Origin of the sequence: Enterobacter chinensis, from assembly GCF_034008295.1 — a bacterium.
GTDB classification, from domain to species: Bacteria; Pseudomonadota; Gammaproteobacteria; order Enterobacterales; family Enterobacteriaceae; genus Enterobacter; species Enterobacter chinensis.
The window spans coordinates 415,256-439,255 of the sequence record NZ_JARDVI010000004.1 but is presented as its reverse complement, the minus strand read 5'-3'; the positions used below and the strand labels follow the sequence as shown (position 1 = coordinate 439,255).

At 55.0% G+C, this 24,000-nt stretch carries 23 protein-coding genes and 1 riboswitch; of the genes, 10 read left to right on the top strand and 13 right to left on the bottom strand.

Annotation, left to right across the window (positions count from 1 at the left end; genetic code table 11):
* Positions 1 to 92 precede the first annotated feature (92 nt).
* The gene (locus PYW49_RS14740) at positions 93 to 425 is read left to right on the top strand and encodes a YegP family protein (RefSeq protein ID WP_320386823.1); all 333 of its coding nucleotides are present in this window, start codon (positions 93 to 95) and stop codon (positions 423 to 425) included.
* Positions 426 to 579: 154 nt separating this feature from the next.
* Positions 580 to 1,941 carry a prephenate-dependent tRNA uridine(34) hydroxylase TrhP gene (gene trhP, locus PYW49_RS14735; RefSeq protein ID WP_024908121.1) on the top strand — a complete coding sequence of 454 codons (1,362 nt, stop codon included), beginning with the start codon at positions 580 to 582 and terminating at the stop codon, positions 1,939 to 1,941.
* A gap of 161 nt (positions 1,942 to 2,102) precedes the next feature.
* Here the strand turns inward: trhP and PYW49_RS14730 are convergent, their stop codons facing one another.
* Complete coding sequence (locus tag PYW49_RS14730; protein ID WP_320386822.1) at positions 2,103 to 2,603, bottom strand: DUF523 domain-containing protein; 501 nt, start codon at positions 2,601 to 2,603, stop codon at positions 2,103 to 2,105.
* Positions 2,604 to 2,744: 141 nt separating this feature from the next.
* Here PYW49_RS14730 and yegS point away from each other — a divergent pair, with 141 nt between their 5' ends.
* Entirely contained in the window at positions 2,745 to 3,644 is a 900-nt protein-coding gene (yegS, locus tag PYW49_RS14725; protein ID WP_320386821.1) for a lipid kinase YegS, read from the top strand.
* Between the two features lie 53 nt (positions 3,645 to 3,697).
* Here yegS and fbaB read toward each other — a convergent pair whose 3' ends face one another.
* Positions 3,698 to 4,750: a class I fructose-bisphosphate aldolase gene (fbaB, locus tag PYW49_RS14720; RefSeq protein WP_047346516.1), complete on the bottom strand. Its 1,053-nt coding sequence runs from the start codon at positions 4,748 to 4,750 to the stop codon at positions 3,698 to 3,700.
* Between the two features lie 250 nt (positions 4,751 to 5,000).
* Here fbaB and PYW49_RS14715 point away from each other — a divergent pair, with 250 nt between their 5' ends.
* The 3 genes from PYW49_RS14715 to PYW49_RS14705 are packed head-to-tail and all read left to right on the top strand — an operon-like array spanning position 5,001 to position 8,229.
* Positions 5,001 to 6,278: a nucleoside permease gene (locus tag PYW49_RS14715; RefSeq protein ID WP_134347899.1), complete on the top strand. Its 1,278-nt coding sequence runs from the start codon at positions 5,001 to 5,003 to the stop codon at positions 6,276 to 6,278.
* The gene (locus PYW49_RS14710; RefSeq protein ID WP_320386820.1) at positions 6,275 to 7,279 is read left to right on the top strand and encodes an ADP-ribosylglycohydrolase family protein; all 1,005 of its coding nucleotides are present in this window, start codon (positions 6,275 to 6,277) and stop codon (positions 7,277 to 7,279) included. The genes PYW49_RS14715 and PYW49_RS14710 overlap by 4 nt, the downstream gene beginning before the upstream one ends.
* Positions 7,276 to 8,229, top strand: coding sequence for a PfkB family carbohydrate kinase (locus PYW49_RS14705; protein ID WP_320386819.1), 954 nt, complete (start codon positions 7,276 to 7,278; stop codon positions 8,227 to 8,229). The genes PYW49_RS14710 and PYW49_RS14705 overlap by 4 nt, the downstream gene beginning before the upstream one ends.
* Here the strand turns inward: PYW49_RS14705 and PYW49_RS14700 are convergent.
* The 9 genes from PYW49_RS14700 to PYW49_RS14660 all read right to left on the bottom strand — a co-directional run bounded on the left by PYW49_RS14700 (position 8,203) and on the right by PYW49_RS14660 (position 16,083).
* Positions 8,203 to 8,949: a GntR family transcriptional regulator gene (locus PYW49_RS14700; RefSeq protein ID WP_025760289.1), complete on the bottom strand. Its 747-nt coding sequence runs from the start codon at positions 8,947 to 8,949 to the stop codon at positions 8,203 to 8,205. The genes PYW49_RS14705 and PYW49_RS14700 overlap by 27 nt on opposite strands.
* Before the next feature lie 42 nt (positions 8,950 to 8,991).
* Positions 8,992 to 9,792 carry a bifunctional hydroxymethylpyrimidine kinase/phosphomethylpyrimidine kinase gene (gene thiD, locus PYW49_RS14695; protein WP_320386818.1) on the bottom strand — a complete coding sequence of 267 codons (801 nt, stop codon included), beginning with the start codon at positions 9,790 to 9,792 and terminating at the stop codon, positions 8,992 to 8,994.
* Positions 9,789 to 10,559, bottom strand: a complete 771-nt coding sequence (gene thiM / locus PYW49_RS14690; protein WP_134347895.1) for a hydroxyethylthiazole kinase — start codon at positions 10,557 to 10,559, stop codon at positions 9,789 to 9,791. Before thiM ends, thiD begins: the two co-directional genes overlap by 4 nt.
* 35 nt (positions 10,560 to 10,594) lie before the next feature.
* A riboswitch (TPP riboswitch) is annotated at positions 10,595 to 10,691 on the bottom strand.
* A gap of 565 nt (positions 10,692 to 11,256) precedes the next feature.
* Positions 11,257 to 11,547, bottom strand: coding sequence for a hypothetical protein (locus PYW49_RS14685; protein ID WP_320386817.1), 291 nt, complete (start codon positions 11,545 to 11,547; stop codon positions 11,257 to 11,259).
* 35 nt (positions 11,548 to 11,582) lie between these two features.
* Complete coding sequence (locus PYW49_RS14680) at positions 11,583 to 11,999, bottom strand: hypothetical protein (protein WP_320386816.1); 417 nt, start codon at positions 11,997 to 11,999, stop codon at positions 11,583 to 11,585.
* Positions 11,999 to 12,622 (bottom strand): DUF4145 domain-containing protein, encoded by a 624-nt coding sequence (locus PYW49_RS14675; RefSeq protein ID WP_320386815.1) that lies wholly within the window; start codon positions 12,620 to 12,622, stop codon positions 11,999 to 12,001. The genes PYW49_RS14680 and PYW49_RS14675 overlap by 1 nt, the downstream gene beginning before the upstream one ends.
* A gap of 5 nt (positions 12,623 to 12,627) precedes the next feature.
* Positions 12,628 to 12,885, bottom strand: coding sequence for a hypothetical protein (locus tag PYW49_RS14670; protein ID WP_320386814.1), 258 nt, complete (start codon positions 12,883 to 12,885; stop codon positions 12,628 to 12,630).
* A gap of 506 nt (positions 12,886 to 13,391) precedes the next feature.
* Positions 13,392 to 14,825 (bottom strand): glycoside hydrolase family 32 protein, encoded by a 1,434-nt coding sequence (locus PYW49_RS14665; RefSeq protein WP_320386813.1) that lies wholly within the window; start codon positions 14,823 to 14,825, stop codon positions 13,392 to 13,394.
* 16 nt (positions 14,826 to 14,841) lie between these two features.
* Positions 14,842 to 16,083, bottom strand: a complete 1,242-nt coding sequence (locus PYW49_RS14660) for an MFS transporter (RefSeq protein WP_320386812.1) — start codon at positions 16,081 to 16,083, stop codon at positions 14,842 to 14,844.
* Positions 16,084 to 16,322: 239 nt separating this feature from the next.
* On the opposite strand from PYW49_RS14660, the gene PYW49_RS14655 reads away from it, so the two are divergent.
* From PYW49_RS14655 to PYW49_RS14645, 3 genes are all read left to right on the top strand, one after another.
* Positions 16,323 to 17,330, top strand: a complete 1,008-nt coding sequence (locus PYW49_RS14655; RefSeq protein ID WP_320386811.1) for a LacI family DNA-binding transcriptional regulator — start codon at positions 16,323 to 16,325, stop codon at positions 17,328 to 17,330.
* A 344-nt stretch (positions 17,331 to 17,674) separates the two neighbouring features.
* Positions 17,675 to 19,051 carry a diaminobutyrate--2-oxoglutarate transaminase gene (locus tag PYW49_RS14650; protein ID WP_134347888.1) on the top strand — a complete coding sequence of 459 codons (1,377 nt, stop codon included), beginning with the start codon at positions 17,675 to 17,677 and terminating at the stop codon, positions 19,049 to 19,051.
* A gap of 18 nt (positions 19,052 to 19,069) precedes the next feature.
* On the top strand, positions 19,070 to 20,536 hold the full coding sequence (locus PYW49_RS14645) for a pyridoxal phosphate-dependent decarboxylase family protein (RefSeq protein ID WP_320386810.1): 1,467 nt from the start codon (positions 19,070 to 19,072) through the stop codon (positions 20,534 to 20,536).
* A 37-nt stretch (positions 20,537 to 20,573) separates the two neighbouring features.
* Here the strand turns inward: PYW49_RS14645 and PYW49_RS14640 are convergent, their stop codons facing one another.
* The gene (locus tag PYW49_RS14640; protein WP_320386809.1) at positions 20,574 to 21,089 is read right to left on the bottom strand and encodes a protein disulfide oxidoreductase; all 516 of its coding nucleotides are present in this window, start codon (positions 21,087 to 21,089) and stop codon (positions 20,574 to 20,576) included.
* A gap of 70 nt (positions 21,090 to 21,159) precedes the next feature.
* A complete protein-coding gene (locus PYW49_RS14635; protein WP_166790904.1) occupies positions 21,160 to 22,080 on the bottom strand; it encodes a LysR family transcriptional regulator in 921 nt (306 codons plus the stop codon).
* Between the two features lie 122 nt (positions 22,081 to 22,202).
* Here PYW49_RS14635 and PYW49_RS14630 point away from each other — a divergent pair, with 122 nt between their 5' ends.
* A complete protein-coding gene (locus PYW49_RS14630; protein WP_320386808.1) occupies positions 22,203 to 23,981 on the top strand; it encodes an adenine deaminase in 1,779 nt (592 codons plus the stop codon).
* Positions 23,982 to 24,000 lie beyond the last annotated feature (19 nt).

Here is a 24,000-nt window from a genome sequence, read left to right as displayed (position 1 = left end):
TGGAATCCATCCAGGAATCAACCATACTCTTTTTACCGGTTCGCTTACTTATAACTGGTGCTGATAATTTTACTTTCGCTCAAGGAGTTCCTATGTCTGGTTGGTTCGAATTAAGTAAAAGCAGTGATGGTCAGTTCAGGTTTGTGCTGAAAGCTGGAAACGGAGAGACAATCCTTACCAGCGAGCTTTACACCAGCAAAAGTGCTGCTGAAAACGGCATTGCTTCCGTACGCACGAACAGCCCTCTGGACGAGCGCTATGAAAAGAAAACGGCTTCTAACGGTAAGTTCCATTTTAATCTGAAGGCGGGCAATCATCAGGTGATTGGCAGCAGCCAGCTTTATGCGACGGAACAATCGCGTGATAAGGGTATCGCCTCGGTCAAAACCAACGGTTCTGTCCAGACGGTAAAAGACAATACCTGACAGCACGACGCGCGCCGGGAGAGCGGTGACGCGACCCGGCGCTTTACCTCCCCGCCCCGCAGCGCTACAATGCCCGCCCTTAAAGTGGGGGATCTCCCCTTACCGCTGCACCAGGTGCACGCGGATCTGACCTGTCATCAGAACGAGAACAAACATGTTTAAACCGGAACTCCTTTCCCCGGCGGGAACGCTGCAAAATATGCGTTACGCTTTCGCCTATGGTGCCGATGCTGTCTACGCGGGCCAGCCTCGCTACTCGCTGCGCGTGCGCAATAATGAATTCAACCACGAGAACCTGCAGCTCGGCATCAACGAAGCGCATGCTCTGGGTAAAAAATTCTACGTGGTGGTCAACATCGCGCCGCACAACGCCAAGCTGAAGACGTTCATCCGTGACCTGAAGCCGGTGGTGGATATGGGACCGGACGCGCTGATCATGTCGGACCCGGGTTTAATCATGCTGGTTCGGGAGAACTTCCCGGAGATGGATATTCACCTCTCCGTACAGGCTAACGCCGTCAACTGGGCGACAGTGAAGTTCTGGAAGCAGATGGGGCTGACCCGCGTCATTCTGTCTCGTGAGCTTTCGCTGGAAGAGATCGAAGAGATCCGCACCCAGGTGCCGGATATGGAAATCGAAATCTTCGTTCACGGCGCGCTGTGCATGGCCTACTCTGGCCGCTGCCTGCTCTCCGGGTATATCAACAAGCGCGACCCGAACCAGGGCACCTGTACCAACGCCTGCCGCTGGGAATATAACGTCCAGGAAGGCAAAGAGGATGACATCGGCAACATTGTGCACAAGCACGAGCCGATCCCGGTGACCAACGTTGAGCCTACGCTGGGCATTGGCGCGCCAACCGACAGCGTGTTTATGATTGAAGAAGCCAAACGTCCAGGCGAGTACATGACCGCCTTTGAAGACGAGCACGGCACTTACATCATGAACTCGAAAGATCTGCGCGCCATCGCCCACGTCGAGCGTCTGACCCAGATGGGCGTGCACTCACTGAAAATCGAAGGCCGTACCAAATCCTATTACTACTGCGCGCGTACCGCGCAGGTGTACCGCAAAGCCATCGACGATGCGGCAGCGGGTAAACCGTTCGATACCAGCCTGCTTGAAACCCTGGAAGGCCTGGCGCACCGCGGCTATACCGAAGGCTTCCTGCGCCGTCATACCCATGACGACTACCAGAACTATGAGCACGGCTACTCCGTCTCTGAGCGCCAGCAGTTTGTCGGTGACTTCACCGGCGAGCGCAAAGGCGCGCTCGCGGCCGTAGCAGTTAAAAACAAATTCACCAAAGGCGACAGCCTGGAGCTGATGACCCCGCAGGGCAACATGAACTTTACGCTGGAGCATCTGGAAAACGGCAAAGGCGAAATGATTGAGGTGGCGCCGGGTGACGGCCATACCGTCTGGCTGCCGGTTCCGGAAGAGGTGGAGCTGAAGTTCGCGCTGCTGATGCGTAATTTCAACGGTGAAAGCACGCGTAATCCACACGGCAAATAGTCAATCAGGGAAATTTTTTCACACTGGGATAATTCTTAGAATCGGATCACATACCGCTTCGTTCAATAAGGGTATTATCCCCCCGCTGAAAAACATAACCCATAAATGCTAGCTGTACCAGGAACCACCTCCTTAGCCTGCGTAATCTCCCTTACGCGGGCTTATTTTTTGCCTTCTCGTTCTTCAATCCAGGCAATAAGCTCGTCGATTTGCTTCTCTGAAAACACCGCTATCCCATGCTCTGAGAGTAGTGATGCCGCAACCCCCATACCCGTCTTGCGTATACCGCTAAAAGAACCGTCATAAATCACCACGCTGCCACATGTTGGGCTGCCATCAGTTAACAACGCGGCGCTACAGCCTGATTCCTGAGCGGTACGCAGCGCGAGCCACGCTGCAAGCTGGTATTGCTCAGTCACATCCTGCCCTGTATTTTCAATTACTCTGGCTTGCCCGTGCATGACGTCTTGACCGTCAGCAGAGATAATCTCTGCCGGGGGACGCGGTACAGGCAGCCCGGCAGCAAGTTCAGGGCAGTGGATAACCAGACGTTGTTCCTGTTGCCAGCGAGCGAGTTGCTCGTTCATTCGGGATTTTTCACTACCGTTATAGCGGACTTTGAAGCCCATCAGGCATGCGCTTACCAGAATTTTATTTATCATCGCTTTTTTGTGATTACATGAATCTCATCGCTGAATTATAACGCGCTTTCGTGCCTATTTTTTCCCTTTCATCCTGTTCTTACCCGCTTTTTTCCTCTCTGCTATACACTCTTACTAACGCTAAAAAAGGGAGCAGCGCGGATGGCAACCTATCCAGACAGTTTATTGATTCTCAATGGCAAAAGTGCAGGCAACGATCTGTTGCGCCAGGCAATTCAGGGTTTGCGTGACGACGGCGCTCGCATCCACGTACGGGTAACCTGGGAAAAAGGTGATGCCGCCCGCTATATCGAGGAAGGCATAACGTTAGGCGTCGAGACCATCATTTCCGGCGGCGGGGATGGCACCATCAATGAGATCGCCTCAGCGCTTATCGACCTGCCCACGGCAGACCGGCCGGTAATGGGTATTTTACCGCTCGGCACCGCTAATGATTTTGCCACCAGCGCCGGGATCCCTGAGGAGTTAGAGAAAGCGCTCCAGCTGGCGATCCTCGGCAAAGCCACCGCCGTGGATATTGCTCAGGTGAATGACAAAACCTGCTTTATCAATATGGCAACCGGCGGGTTCGGCACGCGCATTACCAGCGAAACGCCCGAAAAACTGAAGGCGGCGCTGGGCGGCGTGTCATATCTGATCCACGGTCTGATGCGCATGGATACTCTCAAGCCTGACCGCTGCGAAATTCGCGGCGAGGATTTTCAGTGGCAGGGTGACGCGCTGGTGATTGGCATTGGCAATGGCCGTCAGGCAGGCGGTGGGCAGCAGCTGTGCCCGGAGGCGCTGATTAATGACGGTCAGCTACAGCTGCGTATTTTCACGGGCGACGGCCTGCTGCCCGCGCTGTTTACCACGCTGACGCAGCCTGAAGAGAGTCCAAATATCATTGCCGGGAAATCGGCATGGTTTGAAGTAAATGCCCCGCACGGGATGACGTTTAACCTCGACGGGGAACCGCTGAGCGGGACGCAGTTCCGCATTGAGGTATTGCCCGGCGCGCTGCAGTGTCGGCTGCCGCCGGACTGTATGCTTTTGCGCTGAATGTATTGCCGGGTGGCGGCTACGCCTTACCCGGCCTACGTTTCGCCCTCAGGTTAGGCAATCGTTACTTTGCTATCCAGATAGACGTCCTGAACCGCATTGATCAGCTTCACGCCGTCGGCCATCGTTTTCTTAAACGCCTTACGGCCTAGGATCAGCCCCATGCCGCCCGCGCGTTTGTTGATAACCGCCGTACGCACCGCATCTGACAGGTCAGTGTCACCGCCCGCTGCCCCGCCGGAGTTAATCAGCCCGGCACGGCCCATATAACAGTTCGCCAGCTGGTAGCGTACGAGGTCGATCGGGTTATCGCTGGTCAGCTTGCTGTAAACGCGGTCATCGGTGTAACCAAAGTTCACCGCTTTATAGCCGCCGTTATTCTCGGCCATTTTCTGCTTCACAATATCCGCGCCGATGGTGGCCGCCAGATGGTTCGCCTGCCCGGTAAGGTCTGCCGACACGTGGTAATCCACGCCGTCTTTTTTGAACGCATTGTTGCGCAGGTACGCCCACAGCACGGTCACCATGCCCAGCTCGTGCGCGCGCTCAAACGCCGCAGAGATCTCTTCAATCTGACGGCGAGACTGTTCAGAACCGAAGTAAATCGTCGCCCCGACCGCCACCGCGCCCATATTGAACGCCTGCTCGACGCTGGCGTAGAGGGTCTGGTCATATTCGGTGGGATAGCTGAGGGTTTCGTTGTGGTTCAGCTTCACGAGGAACGGAATGCGGTGGGCGTAGCGACGCGAGACGGACGCCAGCACGCCGTAGGTGGATGCCACGCAGTTACAGCCCGCTTCAATCGCCAGTTCAACAATGTTCTTCGGATCAAAATAGAGTGGATTCGCCGCGAAAGACGCCCCTGCCGAGTGCTCAACGCCCTGGTCTACCGGCAGAATAGAGAGATACCCTGTTCCGCCGAGCCGCCCGGTGTTGTAGAGCGTCTGCATGTTTCGCAGGACCGCAGGCGGACGGTTGTTATCAATCATCACGCGGTCAACGTAGTCGTGACCAGGCAGATACAGCTGGTCAGCTGGAATGGTCATACAACGATGCTGTAAAAGGCTGTCGGCGTCTTTGCCAAGCAACTGCGCAATATCAGTCATGTGATACTCCCGTAAGTCCGACGTCGTGTCGGTGTGTGTTTATCCAGTCCCATTCTTTATGGGCAGACTAAGCCTGGTACCGACTTAACAGATTTTCCACCATTTGTATTTTTTTTCAGCACAATCTGCTGGCTCGATTCGTGTACAACAAAACTGTTACATTGATCAAACAATCGCCACAAAGGTATTTAAAAGGTATTACTAAGTGGTATGTTAAAGGCGTACCCTATCTGACATGCAGGATTAAAAAATGAAAACGAAAGTCCAACTGTCATTCATGATGTTTGTTGAATGGTTTATCTGGGGAGCCTGGTTCGTGCCGCTGTGGCTGTGGCTGAGCAAAAGCGGGTTTACCGCCGGGGAAATCGGCTGGTCTTATGCCTGTACCGCGATTGCCGCAATCCTCTCACCTATTCTTGTCGGCTCGCTGACGGACCGCTTCTTTGCCGCGCAAAAAGTGCTGGCGGTACTGATGTTTGCCGGCGCGATTCTGATGTACTTCGCCGCGCAGCAAACCCAGTTCAGCACCTTCTTCCCGCTGCTGCTGGTTTACTCCCTGACCTATATGCCCACTATCGCGCTGACCAACAGTATTGCCTTCGCGAACGTGGACGACGTCGAGGCCGATTTCCCGCGCATCCGCGTGATGGGCACTATCGGCTGGATCGCCTCCGGGCTGGCGTGCGGCTTCCTGCCGCAGATGCTGGGCTATAGCGATATTTCCGATACCAATATTCCGCTGCTGATGACGGCCGCCAGCTCTGCCCTGCTCGGCGTATTTGCCCTGTTCCTGCCGAACACGCCGCCGAAAAGTACCGGCAAGCTGGATGTTAAAGTGATGCTGGGTCTGGATGCGCTGATCCTGCTGCGTGACAAAAACTTTCTGGTGTTCTTCTTCTGCTCGTTTCTGTTCGCCATGCCGCTGGCCTTCTATTACATCTTCGCCAACGGCTATCTCACCGAAGTGGGGATGAAAAATGCCACCGGCTGGATGACGCTCGGCCAGTTCTCTGAAATCTTCTTTATGCTGGCGCTGCCGTTCTTCACCAAACGCTTTGGTATTAAGAAGGTCTTACTGCTGGGGTTGATCACCGCCGCTATCCGCTACGGTTTCTTTGTTTACGGTGGTGCGGAGCAGTACTTCACCTACGCTCTGCTGTTCCTCGGGATTCTGCTGCATGGCGTGAGCTACGACTTCTACTACGTAACCGCGTATATCTACGTGGATAAAAAAGCGCCGGTGCACATGCGCACCGCCGCGCAAGGCCTGATTACGCTGTGCTGTCAGGGGTTTGGTAGCCTGCTGGGCTACCGCCTCGGCGGCGTAATGATGGAAAAAATGTTCGCATACAAAGAGCCGGTGAATGGGTTGACCTTCAACTGGGCCGGAATGTGGGCATTCGGCGGGATCATGATTGCCGTGATTGCCGTGCTGTTTATGCTGTTTTTCCGCGAATCGGACAAAGAGATCACTGCAATTGAAGTGGTTGATGGCGATGCTGCGCTGACACAAGGGGAAGTTAAATGAAACAAGAACGTGTTCTCGGTGCCCTTTACGGGCAGGCGTTAGGGGATGCGATGGGCATGCCGTCGGAGCTGTGGCCGAGAAAGCGCGTTAAAGCGCACTTCGGCTGGATCGACCGCTTCTTACCCGGGCCGGCTGAGAATAATGCGGCCTGCTATTTCAGGCAGGCAGAGTTCACCGACGATACCTCAATGGCGCTGTGCCTGGCGGATGCGATTATTGAGTGCGAGGGGGAAATTAACGCGGATGTTATCGGCAAACATATTCTGCGCTGGGCGCTCGATTTCGACGCCTTTAACAAGAACGTGCTCGGCCCGACGTCAAAAATAGCGCTTAACGCGATTCGTGACGGGAAACCGGTCAGCGAGCTGGAAAACAACGGTGTGACCAACGGGGCGGCGATGCGTGCCTCCCCGTTGGGCTGTCTGCTTCCGGCGACGCGGCTGGAGCACTTTGTGGCGCAGGTGGCGCTGGCCTCCAGCCCTACCCATAAATCGGACCTCGCGATTGCCGGCGCGGTAGTGATTGCCTGGGCGATTTCACGCGCTATCGACGGGGAAAGCTGGCAGAACATCGTCGATGCCCTGCCGGGCATCGCCCGCTACGCGCAGGAAGCGAAAACCACCACCTTCAGCGCATCGCTGGCGGCACGTATTGAGCTGGCGCTTAAGACCGTGCGTGAAGCCAACGGTATCGACTCCGCCAGCGAGCAGATTTATCAGCTTATTGGCGCGGGAACCAGCACCATTGAGTCCGTTCCGGCGGCCATCGCAATGGTTGAACTGGCGGGAACCGACCCGAACCGCTGCGCGGTGTTATGCGCCAACCTGGGCGGGGACACCGACACCATTGGCGCAATGGCGACGGCCATCTGCGGGGCGCTCCACGGCGTGCAGGCCATTGACCCGGCGCTCAAAGCCGAGCTCGATACCGTTAACAAGCTCGATTTCGGCCATTACTGCGAAAAACTCCTGCACTACCGGGAGCAAAGGGAGGGCGCATGAACTCATTTGCCCAACGTCTCGAAACCCTGCACGCCACGCGCCCGGTGACGGTACTGGGCGCGGCGGTGATCGACGTCATCGCCGACGCCTACGCCCTGCCCTGGCGCGGGTGTGACATCGAGTTAAAACAGCAGGGCGTGAATATTGGCGGCTGCGCGCTGAACATTGCCATCGCCCTGAAACGGCTCGGGATCGCCGCGCAAAACGCGCTGCCCGTCGGCCACGGCGTGTGGGCGGATATTATCCGTAACGCGATGGCAAAGCAGGATCTGCACAGCGCGGTGGAAGCCGAGACCGGCGATAACGGCTGGTGTCTGGCGCTGGTGGAGCCTGACGGCGAGCGCACCTTTATGTCCTTTAGCGGGGTGGAAAACCAGTGGCAGCAGCGCTGGCTTGATGCGCTTCATGTTCCGCAAAACAGCCTGGTCTATTTGTCCGGCTACCAGCTGGCCTCGCCGTGCGGCGAGCTGCTGACGGGCTGGCTGGAAGGGTTGCGGGACGTGACGGCGTTTATCGATTTCGGCCCTCGCATCGCGGATATCCCCGACGCGCTGATGGCGCGGATTATGGCCTGCAGGCCAATTGTCTCGCTTAATCGTCAGGAGGCGCAACTTGCCGCTGAACGGCTTGGCGTGGAGGTCGAAACGTTAGGAGCACAGTGGCAGCAGCGCTACGGCGCCGCGCTGATTGTGCGGCATGATAAAGACGGTGCAACCTGGTATGACGGCGACGCGTCGGGCGTTATTCCGGCATTCCCGGCTACGGTCGTGGACACCATTGGCGCAGGCGACAGCCATGCGGGTGGCACGCTTGCCGGGCTGGCGGCGGGATGGTCGCTGGCAGACGCGGTGCAACTCGGCAATGCGGTGGCCGCCTGGGTAGTCAGCCACCGTGGCGGTGATTGCGCCCCCACTCGCGAGGCATTACTCCTCGCACACAAAGACGTATAGATCGCTGCGACAGTAGCTGATGCTGTACTCAATCGGCCGGTGTTGCTGATCGAGCGCGACCTGCTTGATCACCAGCACCGGTATTTTTTCATCCATCTTAATGTGCGCCTGAAACTCGCTGTCCGGCATGCGGGCGCTGACGCGCGAGCGGGTACGCTGCGGGAAGATATTCTGGCTGCGGAAGTAATCGTAGAGCGAAATGCCTATCGCATCCGGATCGGGAATTAACCCGACCGGCACCCAGGACTCCTCAATCGAGACGGCGTCCTCGTCCACGTAGCGAATACGCTTTAGCAGGAACACCTCGCTCTCCGGAGGAATTGAAAGGTGATTCGCCACCTCTTCCGGACACTTCACCACCCGCTTGTTAACCCACAGCGTGTTCGGCTTTTGACCGCGCAGCACCACCTGCTGGGAAAAACCGCGCGCCTCTTTCAGCGAATACTCGAAGATGTTATTGATTTGCGTGCCATAGCCGCGGGCACGCGTCACCACACCCTCTTCCTCCAGCGCCTGCATCGCTTTACGCACGGTGATACGCGACACGCCGGTTAACTGACTCAGATCGCGCTCGCCGGGCAAAATATTCCCGTGCTCCAACACCCCGCTGCGCACCGCGTTTTTTACCGTTTCGGCAAACTTCAGGTATAGCGGCGTGTTATCGGGCGCGGCGATCCGTTCATTCAGTTGAGCGATTAACCGGGTATGCGCTTGTTCCATCTCTGTTTTTCTCAGGCGTGGTGTGTCCTGCCAGTATAAGGCCTACCACCACGCATGAAAATGGTGAACCGGCCCAATACCGTGACCGACCTCCAGACTATCCGCTTTTGCCAGCGCCGCCGAAAGCCAGGTTTTCGCTTCGCGCACCGTATCGGCCCAGTTTTCATGCCGTGGACGCAGCGCCGCCAGCGCGGCAGAGAGCGTGCACCCGGTGCCGTGGGTATTTTTGGTCTGCACCCGCGGCGCGGTAAAACGTAGCTCGGCATCGCGGGTGAAGAGCCAGTCCGGGCTTTCCGCGTCATCCAGATGCCCGCCCTTCATCAGCACCGCCCCGCAGCCCATCGCCAGCAGGGCATTCCCCTGCTCTTTCATCTCGCGTTCAGTTTGCGCGTGCGGCGCACCCAACAGCGCGGCGGCTTCGGGCAGATTTGGCGTAATGAGCGCCACCTGCGGCAGCAGCTTTTTGCGCAGCGTCTCAACGGCGGAAGCAGAGAGCAGCGGGTCACCGCTTTTTGCCAGCATGACGGTATCCAGCACCACGTTTTGCACCTGATAGCGTTTAAGCCGTTCCGCCACCGCTTCAACAATATCCGTCTCGGCCAGCATGCCGATTTTGGTGGTGTCGATGCGCACGTCGCTGAACACCGAATCCAGCTGCGCAGCGACAAAATCAGGTTCGATACGGTAGACCGACTGCACGCCACGCGTGTTTTGCGCCACCAGCGCGGTAATGACCGAGCAGCCGTACGCGCCAAGAGCCGAGAACGTTTTCAGGTCGGCCTGGATGCCGGCGCCGCCGCTCGGATCGGTGCCGGCAATGGTCAGAGCGTTAATCCGCTTCATGCCTGCTCCTCCAGCGTGTAGAGCGCATCCAGAAACGCGCTGGCAAAACTGCCCGGGCCACGAGACTGCGCAACGGCGACCGTTCCGGCCCGTTTCATCCATCCGCAGGCGGCAGCGACGTTATCCAGCCGATCGCCCGGCAGCGAGCAACTCGCCGCCACAACGGCAGAGAGCGCGCACCCGGTGCCCACCACGCGCGTCATCAGCGGGTCACCGCCCGTAACCGTGCGGGTTCGTTGTCCGTCAGTGATGTAATCCACCTCACCGGTGACGACCACAATGGCATTAATCTGGCGAGCCAGCGCCTCGGCAGCAGGCACCGCGCTGGCGGCGGTGTCGGTTGTATCGACGCCGCGCCCGCCCGCACTCATGCCGGCAAGGGCAAGGATTTCCGAGGCATTGCCGCGAATGGCCGCTGGTTTCAGGGCGAGAATTTGATGGCAAAAACGGGTGCGGAACGCCAGGGCGCCCACGGCAACCGGGTCCAGAGTCCAGGGCTTGCCTGCCGCCACCGCACTCTCAATCGCCCGGCGCATCGACTGGGCGCGCGGCGACGTCAGCGTGCCAACGTTAATCAGCAGCGCATCGGCTATCCCGGCAAACTGTTCTGCCTCTTCGGCCTCAATCACCATCGCGGGGGATGCGCCAAGCGCCAGCAAAACGTTGGCCGTAAAGGTCTGCACGACATCGTTGGTCATACAATGGGTAAGCGGAGAACGGGTTCGGAAGTGGTGTAAAACGTGTAAATCGAGCAGGTCAGGCTGCATGGGTTCGCTCCTGCCTTGCGTGAAGAAGCGATGACCGGGAAGGCATCTGACTTCCCTACGCTGGCATTATCCAGATCAGGTAATACGGGTATTTCTCAGCCTTCACAAAGAAGGGCACCCCGAGTCAAATAAAAAAATCAAAAGCTTGCGATTAACGTTCCGTTAATCCCTGTTCTGGATCATGCCAGCGGGAAGCCAAAGACTCAACCCCAAAATACTAAATATTTCAATTAGTACCCCATGATATATCCCATTTTAAAAACGACAAAAATATCGGTTTGCCACAGCCTTACCTTATATCCCTCCTTAATTATCGCTGATAGCTTCTGCTGAAGGAGAACATTATGTATACAGGAGGTATATGACGAAAAATGAAAAGCAATTCGTTATACAGCACAGATGCATGGATAAAAAACATTTAAGAAAGCGGAGGTAGGAATTACTAAATGTCATTTATCTCAACGTCTAATATTTATTCAAATTATTAAATTTTACACTCCCCTTCACTGTCAAATTGAAGTATATTCATCTCAGAAAAGTGGGCCATGCAGTTAGCAATTTTGAAACCACGAACGGATATTTAACAAACAGATAAAAACCTAAGTCAACTTGTAAATCCAAAGAACTATTGACTTAGGTCGCATTCAGAGAAAAAAGCCCCAATTTAGTGATCAAACCTAACCTTATGGATTAAAAATTAAATATTTATCGTTCCAGATGATTTATTTTTTTCGTTCTCCGCAGTATAAAAAACTTGATGCAACCCTTTATCTTTGAATAATTTCCTTCTCAGTAAATCAATGTCGTTCCTTTTTTCATTATTTCCTCTCACCCCAGCAGTAATAAGGCCACCAATATTCACCCCTTCATTCAACTCTATATCAGATAGAATTTCATCTTCATATTTCTCATAACTGACATCGACAAATAAACGGGCCTCTTTATTAACACCGTCAATTGTATAATTGTAAATTATCTCAGTACTCATCACGATACCTCAGAAGTATTAACGTTAAACATTCATTACCCAATAGACACATCGTCCTTACATACTTTGCAATGCCATCTGTGCCAAGTTGAATCATAGTATTTTTCATAATGTATCATATGTATTTTCATGCCGACTTTCTCATAGCACATAGTACAAAAGGGAGTATCATCTCCGTCCTTCCAATATACTCCATCGCGGAATACAAAGGAGACTTTATCTTTCAGTTGCTCTTCAAGCTGTCTGTTCCTTTGTTCTGCATCGAAAAGCAATACTTGTGTGGTGATAACTTCCATTTTAACACTTGCAAGCTCAGTCATGAGATTTGCAAGCTCAAGCTTGAGAGTTGCCTTATCAATATCACCACCATCATCAGCGAGTTTCTTCGCAATACTAACAGCTTTATCTATGATACCAACAGCTGCTGCTGTACTAGCTAACATTCCAGACATTACTTAGAATCTCTCTTAGTGATTGCTCTGATCGCACCAATTGGAAGATTTGCGTACATTTCAGCAATTCTCTTAGGGCGAGAGACCTGATCATCAACAATTAGATTGATTAGGCCGAAAAGGGAGGCTGCTATTTCAGGTGAATCATCAATATTTATTTCTCCTGGATGTACAGCATTATTTCCGACAACACGGCAAATGTCTAAGGCCTGCTGTATTTGCTGGGGTAATCCTTTTTGCACTAATATGGCAATATCGTCATTGATATTTTCACCTCTTAAACCAAAATTTATCATCAATTTTTGTAAGCACAAACGGAGTATTGCTGTTGCTCCTTTTGGAGATAAATTCAAAATACTTTTTGCTTCTTCATAATCACTTTTGCATTCATTAGGCATATCAGGATTAGGATTTTCAACATTACCCGCAGAAGGAACCAATAACCGATCATTAAACCAATAAGCATCTTTGGAACAGTGATCACATCGAGAAATTGAGACAGGAGTTGCCTCGTTATTTCTATACCAACTTATTTCAAGAACTTTGAACACTTGCTTAGCATAAACATTACATAATGGACAATGGAATTTTTCTTCATTAAAAACAGGAGGATAATATTGCATAAAGATCACCGATAAGATGCTTTTACACCATCTAAATAACCTTGAGCATATGTTGCATGTGGACTTTTATGGCGCACAGTACCAGCTTGACTTTCATGCAATGAATCAAGATTAATGTTCAAAATTTCCCCATGTATTATCCCTGCTCGATACCCTTTTTCGTAAGCACAGCCGCAACATTTGTGTCTACCGATACCACCTTGATCATCAGGCAACTGCTCAAAAAAAACCCAATAACGATGCTGATCCGTACATGTTGCCATTTCTTTGCCTCATAATTTTACGAAACAATCCTAATCTCAATATGGTCATTCGACGTTCGATTTCAAGATAAATCTTATTAATTTATTTGATTAACTTCACATTCCCTGAAGTTTTTCTTAGTCAGTGCACCTCGTTATACACATAGCAAACTGCAGTTAATGAAAATGAGTGCAAGTAGTGCCTAGTCAGTTACCAACCCAGCCAGACAGGGTTAGATCATGATATACGGCGGAAATTACGCACCAGTTGACCCTATCCATAATCATCAAAATAAGTAATACCAAGTTGGCCGTGCACATCGGTAAAATTTTTAACGATCTTCGTCACTCAGGCAAAAGATTATTCACAAGCATTATCCTGCTAAAGGCAAATTAGCCGTGAGTAGAGAGGGTATGTTTGCCGGCTACGCTAAGAAGGTTAAATAGAAAAAAGGCGACTCCGGTCGCCTTTTTTAATTTCTGGCATGGCTGAAACGCCGCATGCTCTTATCCAGACGTAACCCGTGTTAGCCTAATTCCCAGGCCCCGGCATTGATAAGCGACGCAGTCCCGGTCCAGGCAAACAGCGCCAGCTCGCGGTCCTCAGCATCAGGGTAAATACGGCTGCTGAGGCAGGCTTCCCCCTCATTCACAAACACCTCTACGGAAGAGCTGTCAAAGAACAGGCGCAGGTTTAGCGTGCCGCTCAAATCGAGCGCGACGCTACGTGTACCGCACAGGCCATACTGCGGGTAGTGTCGCTCCAGCACCAGGCGCTGCATCTGCGCATCAACATAGACGCGTAGGCCCGCTCCAAGACGGATGCCGTATTGTTCCGCAGTGCTGCTAGCGCAATCCCACTGCAGAATAACCTCCAGCGCGTCGCAGCGTTCAACCAGAGCCATCTGCTGATTTGTCAGCGTACTTACCGGCCAGGGGAACCACGCTCCCCGGAGGCTTTCTACCTCTCGGGCCGGCCGCATTTGCAGACGGTTATCCGCGCCAAGCGTCAGTTCGCGCGGTAAAGAGAGCATGCCTGCCCAGCCGTCCTCCTGTTCCGGCAGCGGGGATTCCCACATGTCCAGCCAGCCGATAACGATACGGCGGCCATCCGGCGTCAGGAAACTTTGTGGCGCATAGAAATCATGCCCGCGATCCATTTCCACAAACTCACCTTCGCGCACAAAAGGCTGACCGGGCTGCCACTCGCCCAACAGATAGCCGCTCTGGAAAAGATTGCGATTTTTGAATCCTTCGGCAGCCAGCCCCTGAGGCGAAAACATCAGCACGCGTTTGCCGTTGAGAGTGAAAAAGTCCGGGCATTCCCACATGTAGCCCATCTCTTTTTCAGCCACCGCAAGCACGCCCATATCCTGCCACTCGCGCAGATCGGCAGAACGATAAACGCGCACCTGGCCCGTCTCGCCGTCACGCGCGCCGACAACCATGTACCAGCTCTCCCCTTCACGCCATACTTTCGGGTCGCGGAAGTGATGCAGGCCAGGCGGCGTGTCAACGATTATTCCCTGCCGGGCAAAATGAATGCCGTCACGGCTGGTCGCCAGGCACTGCACCTGGTAGAGATTCTCCTCATCATCGGGATCGCCGTGGAATTTATGTCCGGTGTAAATCAGCGCCAGCGTATCGCCATCCACCACCGCCGAGCCGGAAAAACAACCATCCTTGTCTTCTGGTCCTTCCGGCGCCAGCGCAACCGGGAGGTGCTCCCAGTGAACTAAATCCTTGCTGCGCGTATGGCCCCAGTGCATCGGGCCCCACTGGGTCGAATACGGATGATGCTGGTAAAAAGCGTGATACCAGCCGTCAAACCAGACCAGGCCATTTGGGTCGTTCATCCAGCCAGCGCGTGCAGCGAGGTGGTAACGCGGATACCAGCGCAGGTTAATCCCTTCGCGTCTGGACTGAAGTTCCCGCTCTGCTTTCGTAATGGAATACGTCATTTCTCTACTCTTTCGTTCAGATGGTGGAAGGTTGCGGCATGAGCGGGTCAGAAGAGGACTTACCCGAGCGCAACAGGAAGATGGAGATAAACGTGGTGCTGAAAACTAACAGCCCCATAATGAGATAGGACTGGGCAAAGCCGTATTTCTCATAGCTGTAACCGGCCAGAGGCGACAGGACCGAGGCAATTACCGAGCTTGTACAGGCAAAGCCCACCAGATAGAGGGTGGAAGAGAGCCGCTTATCAAAATGTAAGCTGTTGTATTTAAAGATTGAGACCAGCAATACGGGCAGCTCAACCGCGTGCAGTAGCTTGGTAATGGAGATCAGTACCGGCCCCTCAACCAGACCCGATGCCACCATGCGCATCGCCATCACCATGCCCGCGAAAATCAGGCCATTCTTCGCGCCAAGGCGATTCACCAGCCATGGCGCGCAGAACATACCCGCCGCCTCAAGGAAAACCTGGAAGGAGTTGAGATAGCCGTACATGGCGTTCCCTTCCTGTAACGTCGGGAACTGGGAGGAGAAATAGACCGGGAACTGCTGGTCGTAAACGCCGTAAATACAGGTGCCGATAACGAAAAAAACCAGCGCCCAGAACCGCGGCAGCGTCAGCAGGCGCAATGCATCTTCCAGCGTGACCTTACCGCCGGACACCGCTTCCTGCATGGCGTGCGGGGCAGAAGAGACCCTGAGACGCGCCAGCAAAACAAAAAACACCAGCCCCGCACAACTCGCGACGGCGAAGTTCAGCTTCGGATTAATGTTAAACAGGAGCCCCGCAAAAAAGGTTGCCACCGCCCAGCCAAGCGATCCCCACATCCTCGCCTTGCCGAATTCAAACTGGCTCTGGCGGGCCACACGCTCGGTATAGGACTCCAGTACCCCTATCCCGCCGTTAAACGTCAGGCCGATATAAATCCCGCCGAAAATACTGCCGAGTAAAACGTTAATCTGCAGCAGATAACCAAACAGCAAAAAGGCCGGACCAGAAAGAAAGAGCAGGCTGGTCAGAAACCAGAGCAGGTTTTTGCGCAGACCGAGTTTGTCCTGAATGAATCCATAGCAGATTTGAGCGAAAAGCGCGGAGACAGAAAGCACGGCATAGATAATGCCGGTGTCGCCCGCTTTTAAGCCCACCTCCTGGTGGAGCCAGATGGAAAGCAAAGAGCCGGAGGAAGACCAGGTGACAAAAAAGAAAAACAGTAATGCGCTCAATAATGGGTAGCTGTGAGAGTGATGCGTTTTCATCATGACATTCTCATGTTGGAGTAATGGCGTGATGGTAACGTTAACATTAAAGCCTGCTCATGCAGTTTGGATCAGATTTATGATGTTAATCACGAAAGTTAACGTTAACATTTCGGAAGTGAGATCGCGATCGACTATTCGTCAATTACGACGCGCTGATATTGCTTTATGCATACCCTTTCCTTTTACATCAGTCACTTAGTTGTATACCCTCTAACTAATAGCATAGACGGAGTAAGAAAATGGCTTCCCTGAAGGACGTCGCAAAGCTGGCTAACGTATCGCTGATGACCGTCTCACGTGCCCTTAACACTCCGGAACGCCTTAAACCGGAAACGCTGGCGCGCGTACAGCAGGCTATCGAGCAAACCAGCTACGTACCGGATCTTTCCGCCAAGAAAATACGCGGTGCGCATGCCTCGCCAAAAACCATAGGCGTGCTGGCGCTCGATACGGTGACGACACCTTTCTCGGTGGAGATTACGCTGTCCATTGAAGAGACGGCCCGGCTGCACGGCTGGAACAGCTTCGTCATGAATATGTTTACCGATGACAACCCGGATACGATCGTCGATCTGTTGCTCTCCCACCGCCCGGACGGGATTATTTACACCACAATGGGATTACGCCAGGTTCCTCTCCCTGCCAAGCTCCTCACCCTTCCCTGCGTGCTGGCCAACTGCGAAAGTATCAATGAAAAAGTCGCCAGCTATATCCCTGATGATGAACAGGGGCAGTACACCGCCGTGCAGGCGTTACTCGCTGAGGGCTATCGACAGCCCCTGTGTCTGCATTTACCCGCGGACCATCTGGCTACAACCCGGCGCCGCCGGGGGCTGGAGCGTGCATGCCGTGAAGCGGGGCTCGACCCGGACCGCCTGGAACACAGCTACATGGCGTTCGGGGACGAGCACTATCGTGACATCCCGTCAGTCCTGCTGGCGCATATTCAGAACGGCATTCCCAATTTCGATTCCGTTATCTGCGGCAACGATCGTATCGCATTGATGGTGTACCAGACCCTGCTGGCGCAAGGGCTTCGCATTCCTGAAGATATCGCGGTTATCGGCTATGACAATATGGTGGGCATTGGAGAGCTCTTTCTCCCCCCTCTTTCAACGGTTCAGCTACCGCATTATGAAATTGGTCGCCTGAGCGCCCTGCATATTATTAACGGTGAAACCCATCGGGAAACCACGCTTGTTGAAAGTCCATTATTAATGCGTCATTCCGTTGCGCATCCCTCATGACCACCGCTTTTTGCACCTGTCGCAGAAATAAGTGTGCTAAGGAGGCGGTCAGCCTCCTTTTCAGTTAGCGAATGGCACGATTTGTCACACTCTTTTTTATGATTTTAACGTCAGGGCAGAAAACACGTAACAGGCTGTTTTTATTTGCCATAAAGTGCAACTCTTTTTCTGGAAACGGGGATAATTCCTCCCCTGTGCCCCATGTCACAAAACGGTAAACAAATTAACCATTGAGCCCCGTGGCAAAAGGCTCTATATTGGCGGCGTTTTTTTCAGGCCCCCATCTGTTTTTTAACTTTTTATTCAATCGTGGCTCATAACGAAGCGGCGGTTGTAGGAGTGATATGATGACGGATAAAGTCCGTATTGACACCGTAGATGCCCACAAAAGCAACGAAACCTATCTGGCCCGTCAGGCCGAGTTTGAATCTAACGTCAGGAGTTATCCGCGCAAACTGCCTTTAGCGATCACTAAAGCAGAAGGCGTGTGGATTACCGATGCAGATAATAAAGAATACCTTGACTGTTTAGCAGGCGCAGGCACCCTTGCGCTTGGCCATAACCATCCTGATGTGCTGAAAAGCATCCAAAATGTCATTACCAGCGGCTTGCCGTTACATACTCTGGATCTGACAACGCCTCTGAAAGACGCGTTTTCCGAATATCTGCTCTCTCTGCTGCCTGGTCAGGGCAAAGAGTACTGCCTGCAGTTTACCGGTCCATCCGGTGCTGACGCCGTTGAAGCGGCGCTGAAGCTGGCGAAAAAAGTGACCGGTCGTAGCGGTATCATCAGCTTCTCTGGTGGTTACCACGGTATGACCCACGGCGCACTGTCCGTGACCGGCAACCTGTCTCCGAAAGAAGCGGTTGACGGTATGATGCCAGAAGTACAGTTCATGCCTTACCCGCACGAATACCGTTGCCCGCTGGGTATCGGTGGTGACGCGGGCGTGAAAGCGCTGACTTACTACTTCGATAACCTGATTAATGACGTTGAAAGCGGCGTGCGTAAACCTGCTGCCGTCATCCTGGAAGCGGTTCAGGGCGAAGGCGGTGTGAACCCGGCTCCGGCTGAGTGGCTGCAGCGCATCCGTAAAGTGACTCAGGAACACGGCATTCTGCTGATCCTCGACGAGGTTCAGGCTGGCTTTGCCCGTACCGGTAAATTCTTCGCCTTCGAACACGCTGGCATCGAGCCTGACATCATCGTGATGTCTAAAGCTGTAGGTGGCGGTCTGCCACTGGCCGTGCTCGGTATCAAAAAGCAGTTCGATGCATGGGCGCCAGGTCACCACACCGGTACCTTCCGCGGCAACCAGCTGGCGATGGCAACCGGTCTGACGACGCTGAAAATCCTGAAAGACCAGAACATCGCAGGCAAAGTGGCTGCACAGGGCGAATGGCTGAAAGGCCAGCTGAAAGAGATGGCGAAACGTTACCCGGTTATCGGCCACGTTCGCGGTCTGGGCATGATGATCGGTATTGAGATCGTTAAGCCGCACGAAGCCGCTGACCACATGGGCTGCTTCCCGGGCGACGGCGAGCTGTCTGCACTGATTCAGAAGAAGTGCTTCGAAGCCGGTCTGATTCTGGAGCGCGGTGGCCGTAACGGTATCGTCCTGCGTCTGCTGCCTTCTCTGCTGATCAGCGATGAAGAGCTGAAGATCTTCCTGGATAAATTCGAGCAGGCGCTGCTTGCTGCGGGCGTTCGCCCGGCGTAACCGGAGTTGTTGATTACGATGTCTGATTCAAACCCAATTTTGTTCTCCTCTGCGCAGAGCATTGAAGCTTACCAGCAGGCGATTGAACAAAGCACTCAGGCTGTGATGCAGTGGCTGAAACAGCCTGAGATGTACCAGGGCAAAACGGTCGCGGAACTGCGCGACCGCATTAAGCTGGATTTCAACCCGAAAGGGCTGGGCAACGAAGCGGCGATTGAACGCGCCGTGGAGTTCTTCCTGAAAGACAGCCTGTCCGTTCATCACCCGCAGTGTGTGGCGCACCTGCACTGTCCAAGCCTGGTGGTAAGCCAGGCGGCGGAAGTGCTGATCAACGCCACTAACCAGAGTATGGACTCCTGGGATCAAAGCCCGTCCGCAACCATCATCGAGATCAAACTGATCGAATGGCTGCGTACCCGCGTGGGTTATCAGGCTGGCGACGCCGGTGTCTTCACCAGCGGCGGCACCCAGAGCAACCTGATGGGCCTGATGCTGGCTCGTGATGCGTTCTTTGCGCGTCAGGGTCACTCCGTTCAGCAGGATGGTCTGGTTGGCGATCTGCGCAAAATCCGCGTGCTGTGCTCTGAGAACGCACACTTCTCCGTGCAGAAAAACATGGCGCTGATGGGTCTGGGCTACCAGTCCGTCGTGCAGGTGAAAACGGATGAATTCTCCCGTATGGATCTGTCCGATCTGGCGGCGAAAATTGATCGGTGCAATGCGAACGGCGAACAGATTCTGGCGATTGTCGCGACGGCAGGTACCACCGACGCCGGTGCTATCGACCCGCTGCGTGCCATTGCCGAACTGGCGGCGAAGCAGAACATCTGGGTACACGTTGATGCGGCCTGGGGCGGCGCGCTGCTGATGTCTGAGCAGTATCGTCACTACCTGGACGGCATTGAGCTGGTGGATTCCGTTACCCTGGACTTCCACAAGCAGTTCTTCCAGACCATCAGCTGCGGCGCGTTCCTGCTGAAAGAAGCGCGCCACTATGAGCTGATGCGCTACCAGGCGGCCTACCTGAACTCTGAGTTCGACGAAGAGGCAGGCGTGCCAAATCTGGTGTCCAAATCTCTGCAGACCACCCGTCGTTTTGACGCGCTGAAGCTGTGGATGAGCCTGGAAGCGCTGGGTCAGGAGCAGTACGCGGCGATCATCGATCACGGCGTGACGCTGGCACAGCAGGTTGCGGCTTACGTGAAAGAGCAGCCTGCTCTGGAACTGGTTATGCAGCCACAGCTGGCCAGCGTTCTGTTCCGCTTCCGTGGACAGGTCCAGATGGACGACGCGGGTATCGCCCTGCTGAACCAGAAAATTGGCGATGCGCTGCTGGAATCCGGCCGTGCAAACGTCGGTGTCACCGAGCATAACGGTGTGACCTGCCTGAAGCTGACGCTGCTGAACCCAACCGTGACGCTGGAGGATATTAAAATCCTGCTGTCACTGGTTGAGCGCACCGCGCAGGAAGTTCTGGCTAAGTAATACAAAACCCCTCTTCCGCCGGAAGAGGGGTTTATCTTTATACGCCTGCCCACCACATCCTGATTTTTAATCCCCAGTAGCTCGTCCAGCCCGTCGTGGTGCTGACAACGTTACCCTTCGACACAATGACCAGCGTCGGCGTCACGCTCACCTGCCATTCCTGCGACAGCGCGCCGTTTTCATCGTTTATCACCGGCATTTTCAGCTGTTTCTTTTCAACCCAGCGCTCAAGCTTTGCGTTATCACCGGAGCGCATGGCAATACTCACCACGTTTCCGCCCTCTTCTGCCAGCTGATTAACCGCAGGCGTCGTGTAGCGGCAAATGCTGCACCAGGTGGCCCAGACGTAAATTAGCAGCGGTCGCTCCTGGCTGAGCGCCGCGATATCGTGCATCTTGCCGTCAATGCTCTGCATCGGGGTTGCGCTAAAGCTGGCGGGCAGCGTCGGCTGACGGTACAAATCCACGCCCCACACCACGACCAGCGTCAGCAGAACGAGGATGATCCCTTCCCGCACCCAGCGGCGCAGTCGACTCATTTTGCGGTTGTCCATTGTGACCTCTTGATTTAACGAAGGTCATCTTAGCGGGCTGCGCGCCGCCATGCTGTAAAGAAGTGTCGCGTTACTTCGTGCGTAAGGTGTCGACCATCAGCGTAAAGCAGGATTCAATGAGCGGGGGAAGCGCCTGCGGAGCACGCATCAGCGCCACCGTGCGGGACAGGGCCGGCTGCTGAAGATGAACCACCTTAAGCTGCGGATCCTGCAGATGGGTGGTATAAAGCTGCGGCAATATCGCCACGGCCAGCTTCGAACGCACCAGGCCGTAGAGCGTCTCGATATAGTCCAGCTGATAGCGCGTCTGCAGCGAGAGACGATGGCTTTCGGCAAGCGCATTGACCAGCCGCTGGATGTTACCTTTGGAGAAGACGGCAATATCCCGCCCCACCAGCTGTTTCCAGGGCACGTGCGCCGACGCGGCCAGCGGATCGTCGCAGTGGAACACCGCGACAAACGGGTCCTCCTGCAGCGGGAACACATCCAGCTCTTCGGGAACCGAGCTGTCCAGCGCCCCGATACCAAAATCAATCTGCCCTTTCAGGAGCTGCGCCACCAGCGCGTCGTTGGTTTGATCGTGAAACTCCACCCGGAGGCGTGGAAAGGCCTGGGCAAGCGTCTGTGGCAGCAGCGGAAATAGCAGTGAGCTAACGGAAGGCACCAGGCCGATACGTACCGTGCCGTCGCCGCCGGCCTGCACAATCTGCTGCATATCATCAAACGCAATCTGCGCCACGCTGAGCACCCGCTGCGCGTGCGGCAAAATGGCGTGGCCCAGCTCGGTCAGCGTGACTGCAGACGCGGTTCGATTGACCAGCTTGCCGCCGAGTACCGTTTCGATTTGCCGCAGGGCGCTGCTGAGCGCAGGCTGGCTGATGGCCAGTTTACTGGCGGTATCCGTAAAATGACGCAGCTGCGCCAGAGTGACAAAGTACTGAAGCTGCCGAAGGGAGAGCGCAGGCAAGCGCTGCCAGGGTTCCGTCATCATTATCCATTACACGCGTCACAGAATAACCCGGGGTTATCGGGCGATAAATTTTATCAGCTGGGCAAACGTTTGCCGGGTGCATAGAGTAACGTCAATATTTCAATGCTGGAACTGTTAATTGCATGACTGCCGAAACCCGACGCCGCGCCGTTCAGGCCGCACGAGGCGAAACGCCGTTTGACCTGTTGCTTACCCATACCCGCATTGTCGATATGGCAACCGGTGAGATCCGCGAGGCGGATGTGGGCATCGTTGGCTCACTCATCGCCAGCGTTCACCCGCGCGGCAGCCGTGACGATGCGCTTGAAGCACACGACCTGCACAACCAGTTCCTCTCTCCGGGCCTCATGGATACGCATGTTCACCTTGAAAGCTCGCATCTGCTCCCAGCGCGCTACGCGGAGATCGTGCTGGCGCAGGGCACCACTGCGGTCTTCTGGGATCCGCACGAGCTGGCAAACGTGCTCGGGATGAATGGCGTCCGTTTTGCGATTGAGGCCAGCCGCAACCTGCCGCTGCAGGTGATGGTCGCGGCGCCCTCGAGCGTACCTTCCACACCGGGGCTGGAGATGTCCGGCGCGGACTTTGCTGGCGAAGAGATGAATACCCTGCTCGGCTGGCCAGAAGTGCGCGGCGTGGCGGAGGTGATGGACATGCACGGGGTGCTGAACGGTAGCCAGCGTATGCTGGAGATCCTGCAGGCAGGCCTGGAAAGTGGGAAGCTCATTGAAGGCCACGCGCGCGGCCTCAGCGGCGCCGATTTACAGGCGTATCTGGCGGCGGGCGTCACCTCCGATCATGAACTCACCTCCGCTGATGATGCGCTGGAAAAATTGCGCGCCGGGCTGACGCTGGAGATCCGCGGTTCGCACCCCTATCTGCTGCCCGAGATTGTTAGCGCCCTGAAAACGCTGCCGCATCTCTCGTCACAAATCACGGTCTGCACCGATGACGTTCCGCCTGACGTCCTGCTGGAAAAAGGCGGTATTATCGCCCTGCTCAACCTGCTGATTGAACACGGTCTTCCGGCAACGGACGCGCTGCGGTTTGCCACCCTGAATGCCTCCCTTCGCCTGCAGCGCAACGACCTCGGGCTGATTGCCGCCGGTCGACGCGCGGATCTGGTGGTGTTTGACTCCCTGGAAAAACTCTCGGCTCGCCGGGTGTACGTCGCCGGAAAATGCATTGCCCGCGACGGGGCGATGATCGAGCCACTCGCTGATACGCCGCTGGCGCTACCGCGCGATACCGTGCGCCTGTCGCCCCTGGCCGCCAGTGATTTTTACATGCGCATCGATAACGCGAAACACGGTATTGCGCGCCTGCGCCATATCAGCGGCGCACGTTTTACCCGCTGGGGCGAAACTGACGCCCGGGTACGTTACGGACGCGTTGAAATACCGGATGGCTTTAGCCTGATCTGGGTTCAGCACCGACACGCGCGGCATGCGGCAACACCGCAAATCGCTCTGCTGGAAGGCTGGGGAGAGTTGCGTGGAGCCATTGCCACCAGCTATTCCCACGACTCGCACAATCTGGTGGTGCTGGGCCGCGATCCAGACGATATGGCGCTGGCCGCCAACACGCTGATCGAGAGCGGTGGCGGGATGGCGCTGGTCCAAAACGGTAGCGTTATCGCGCATGTTGCGATGCCGATCGCGGGCATGCTGTCAGAACTTCCCCCTGCCGAGCTGGCCCGCCAGTTCAGCGAATTACGCGATCGCAGCAGCCAGATTGCCGACTGGGAGCCACCGTACCGGGTCTTTAAAGCCATTGAAGGAACCTGCCTTGCGTGTAACGCCGGGCCGCATCTGACCGATCTTGGACTGACCGACGGCAGCACGCGCCAGATTGTCAATCCGCTGATTTCCTACCGGGAAACCCCGGACACCACGCAATAATATCGAAGGAGAGCCGGAT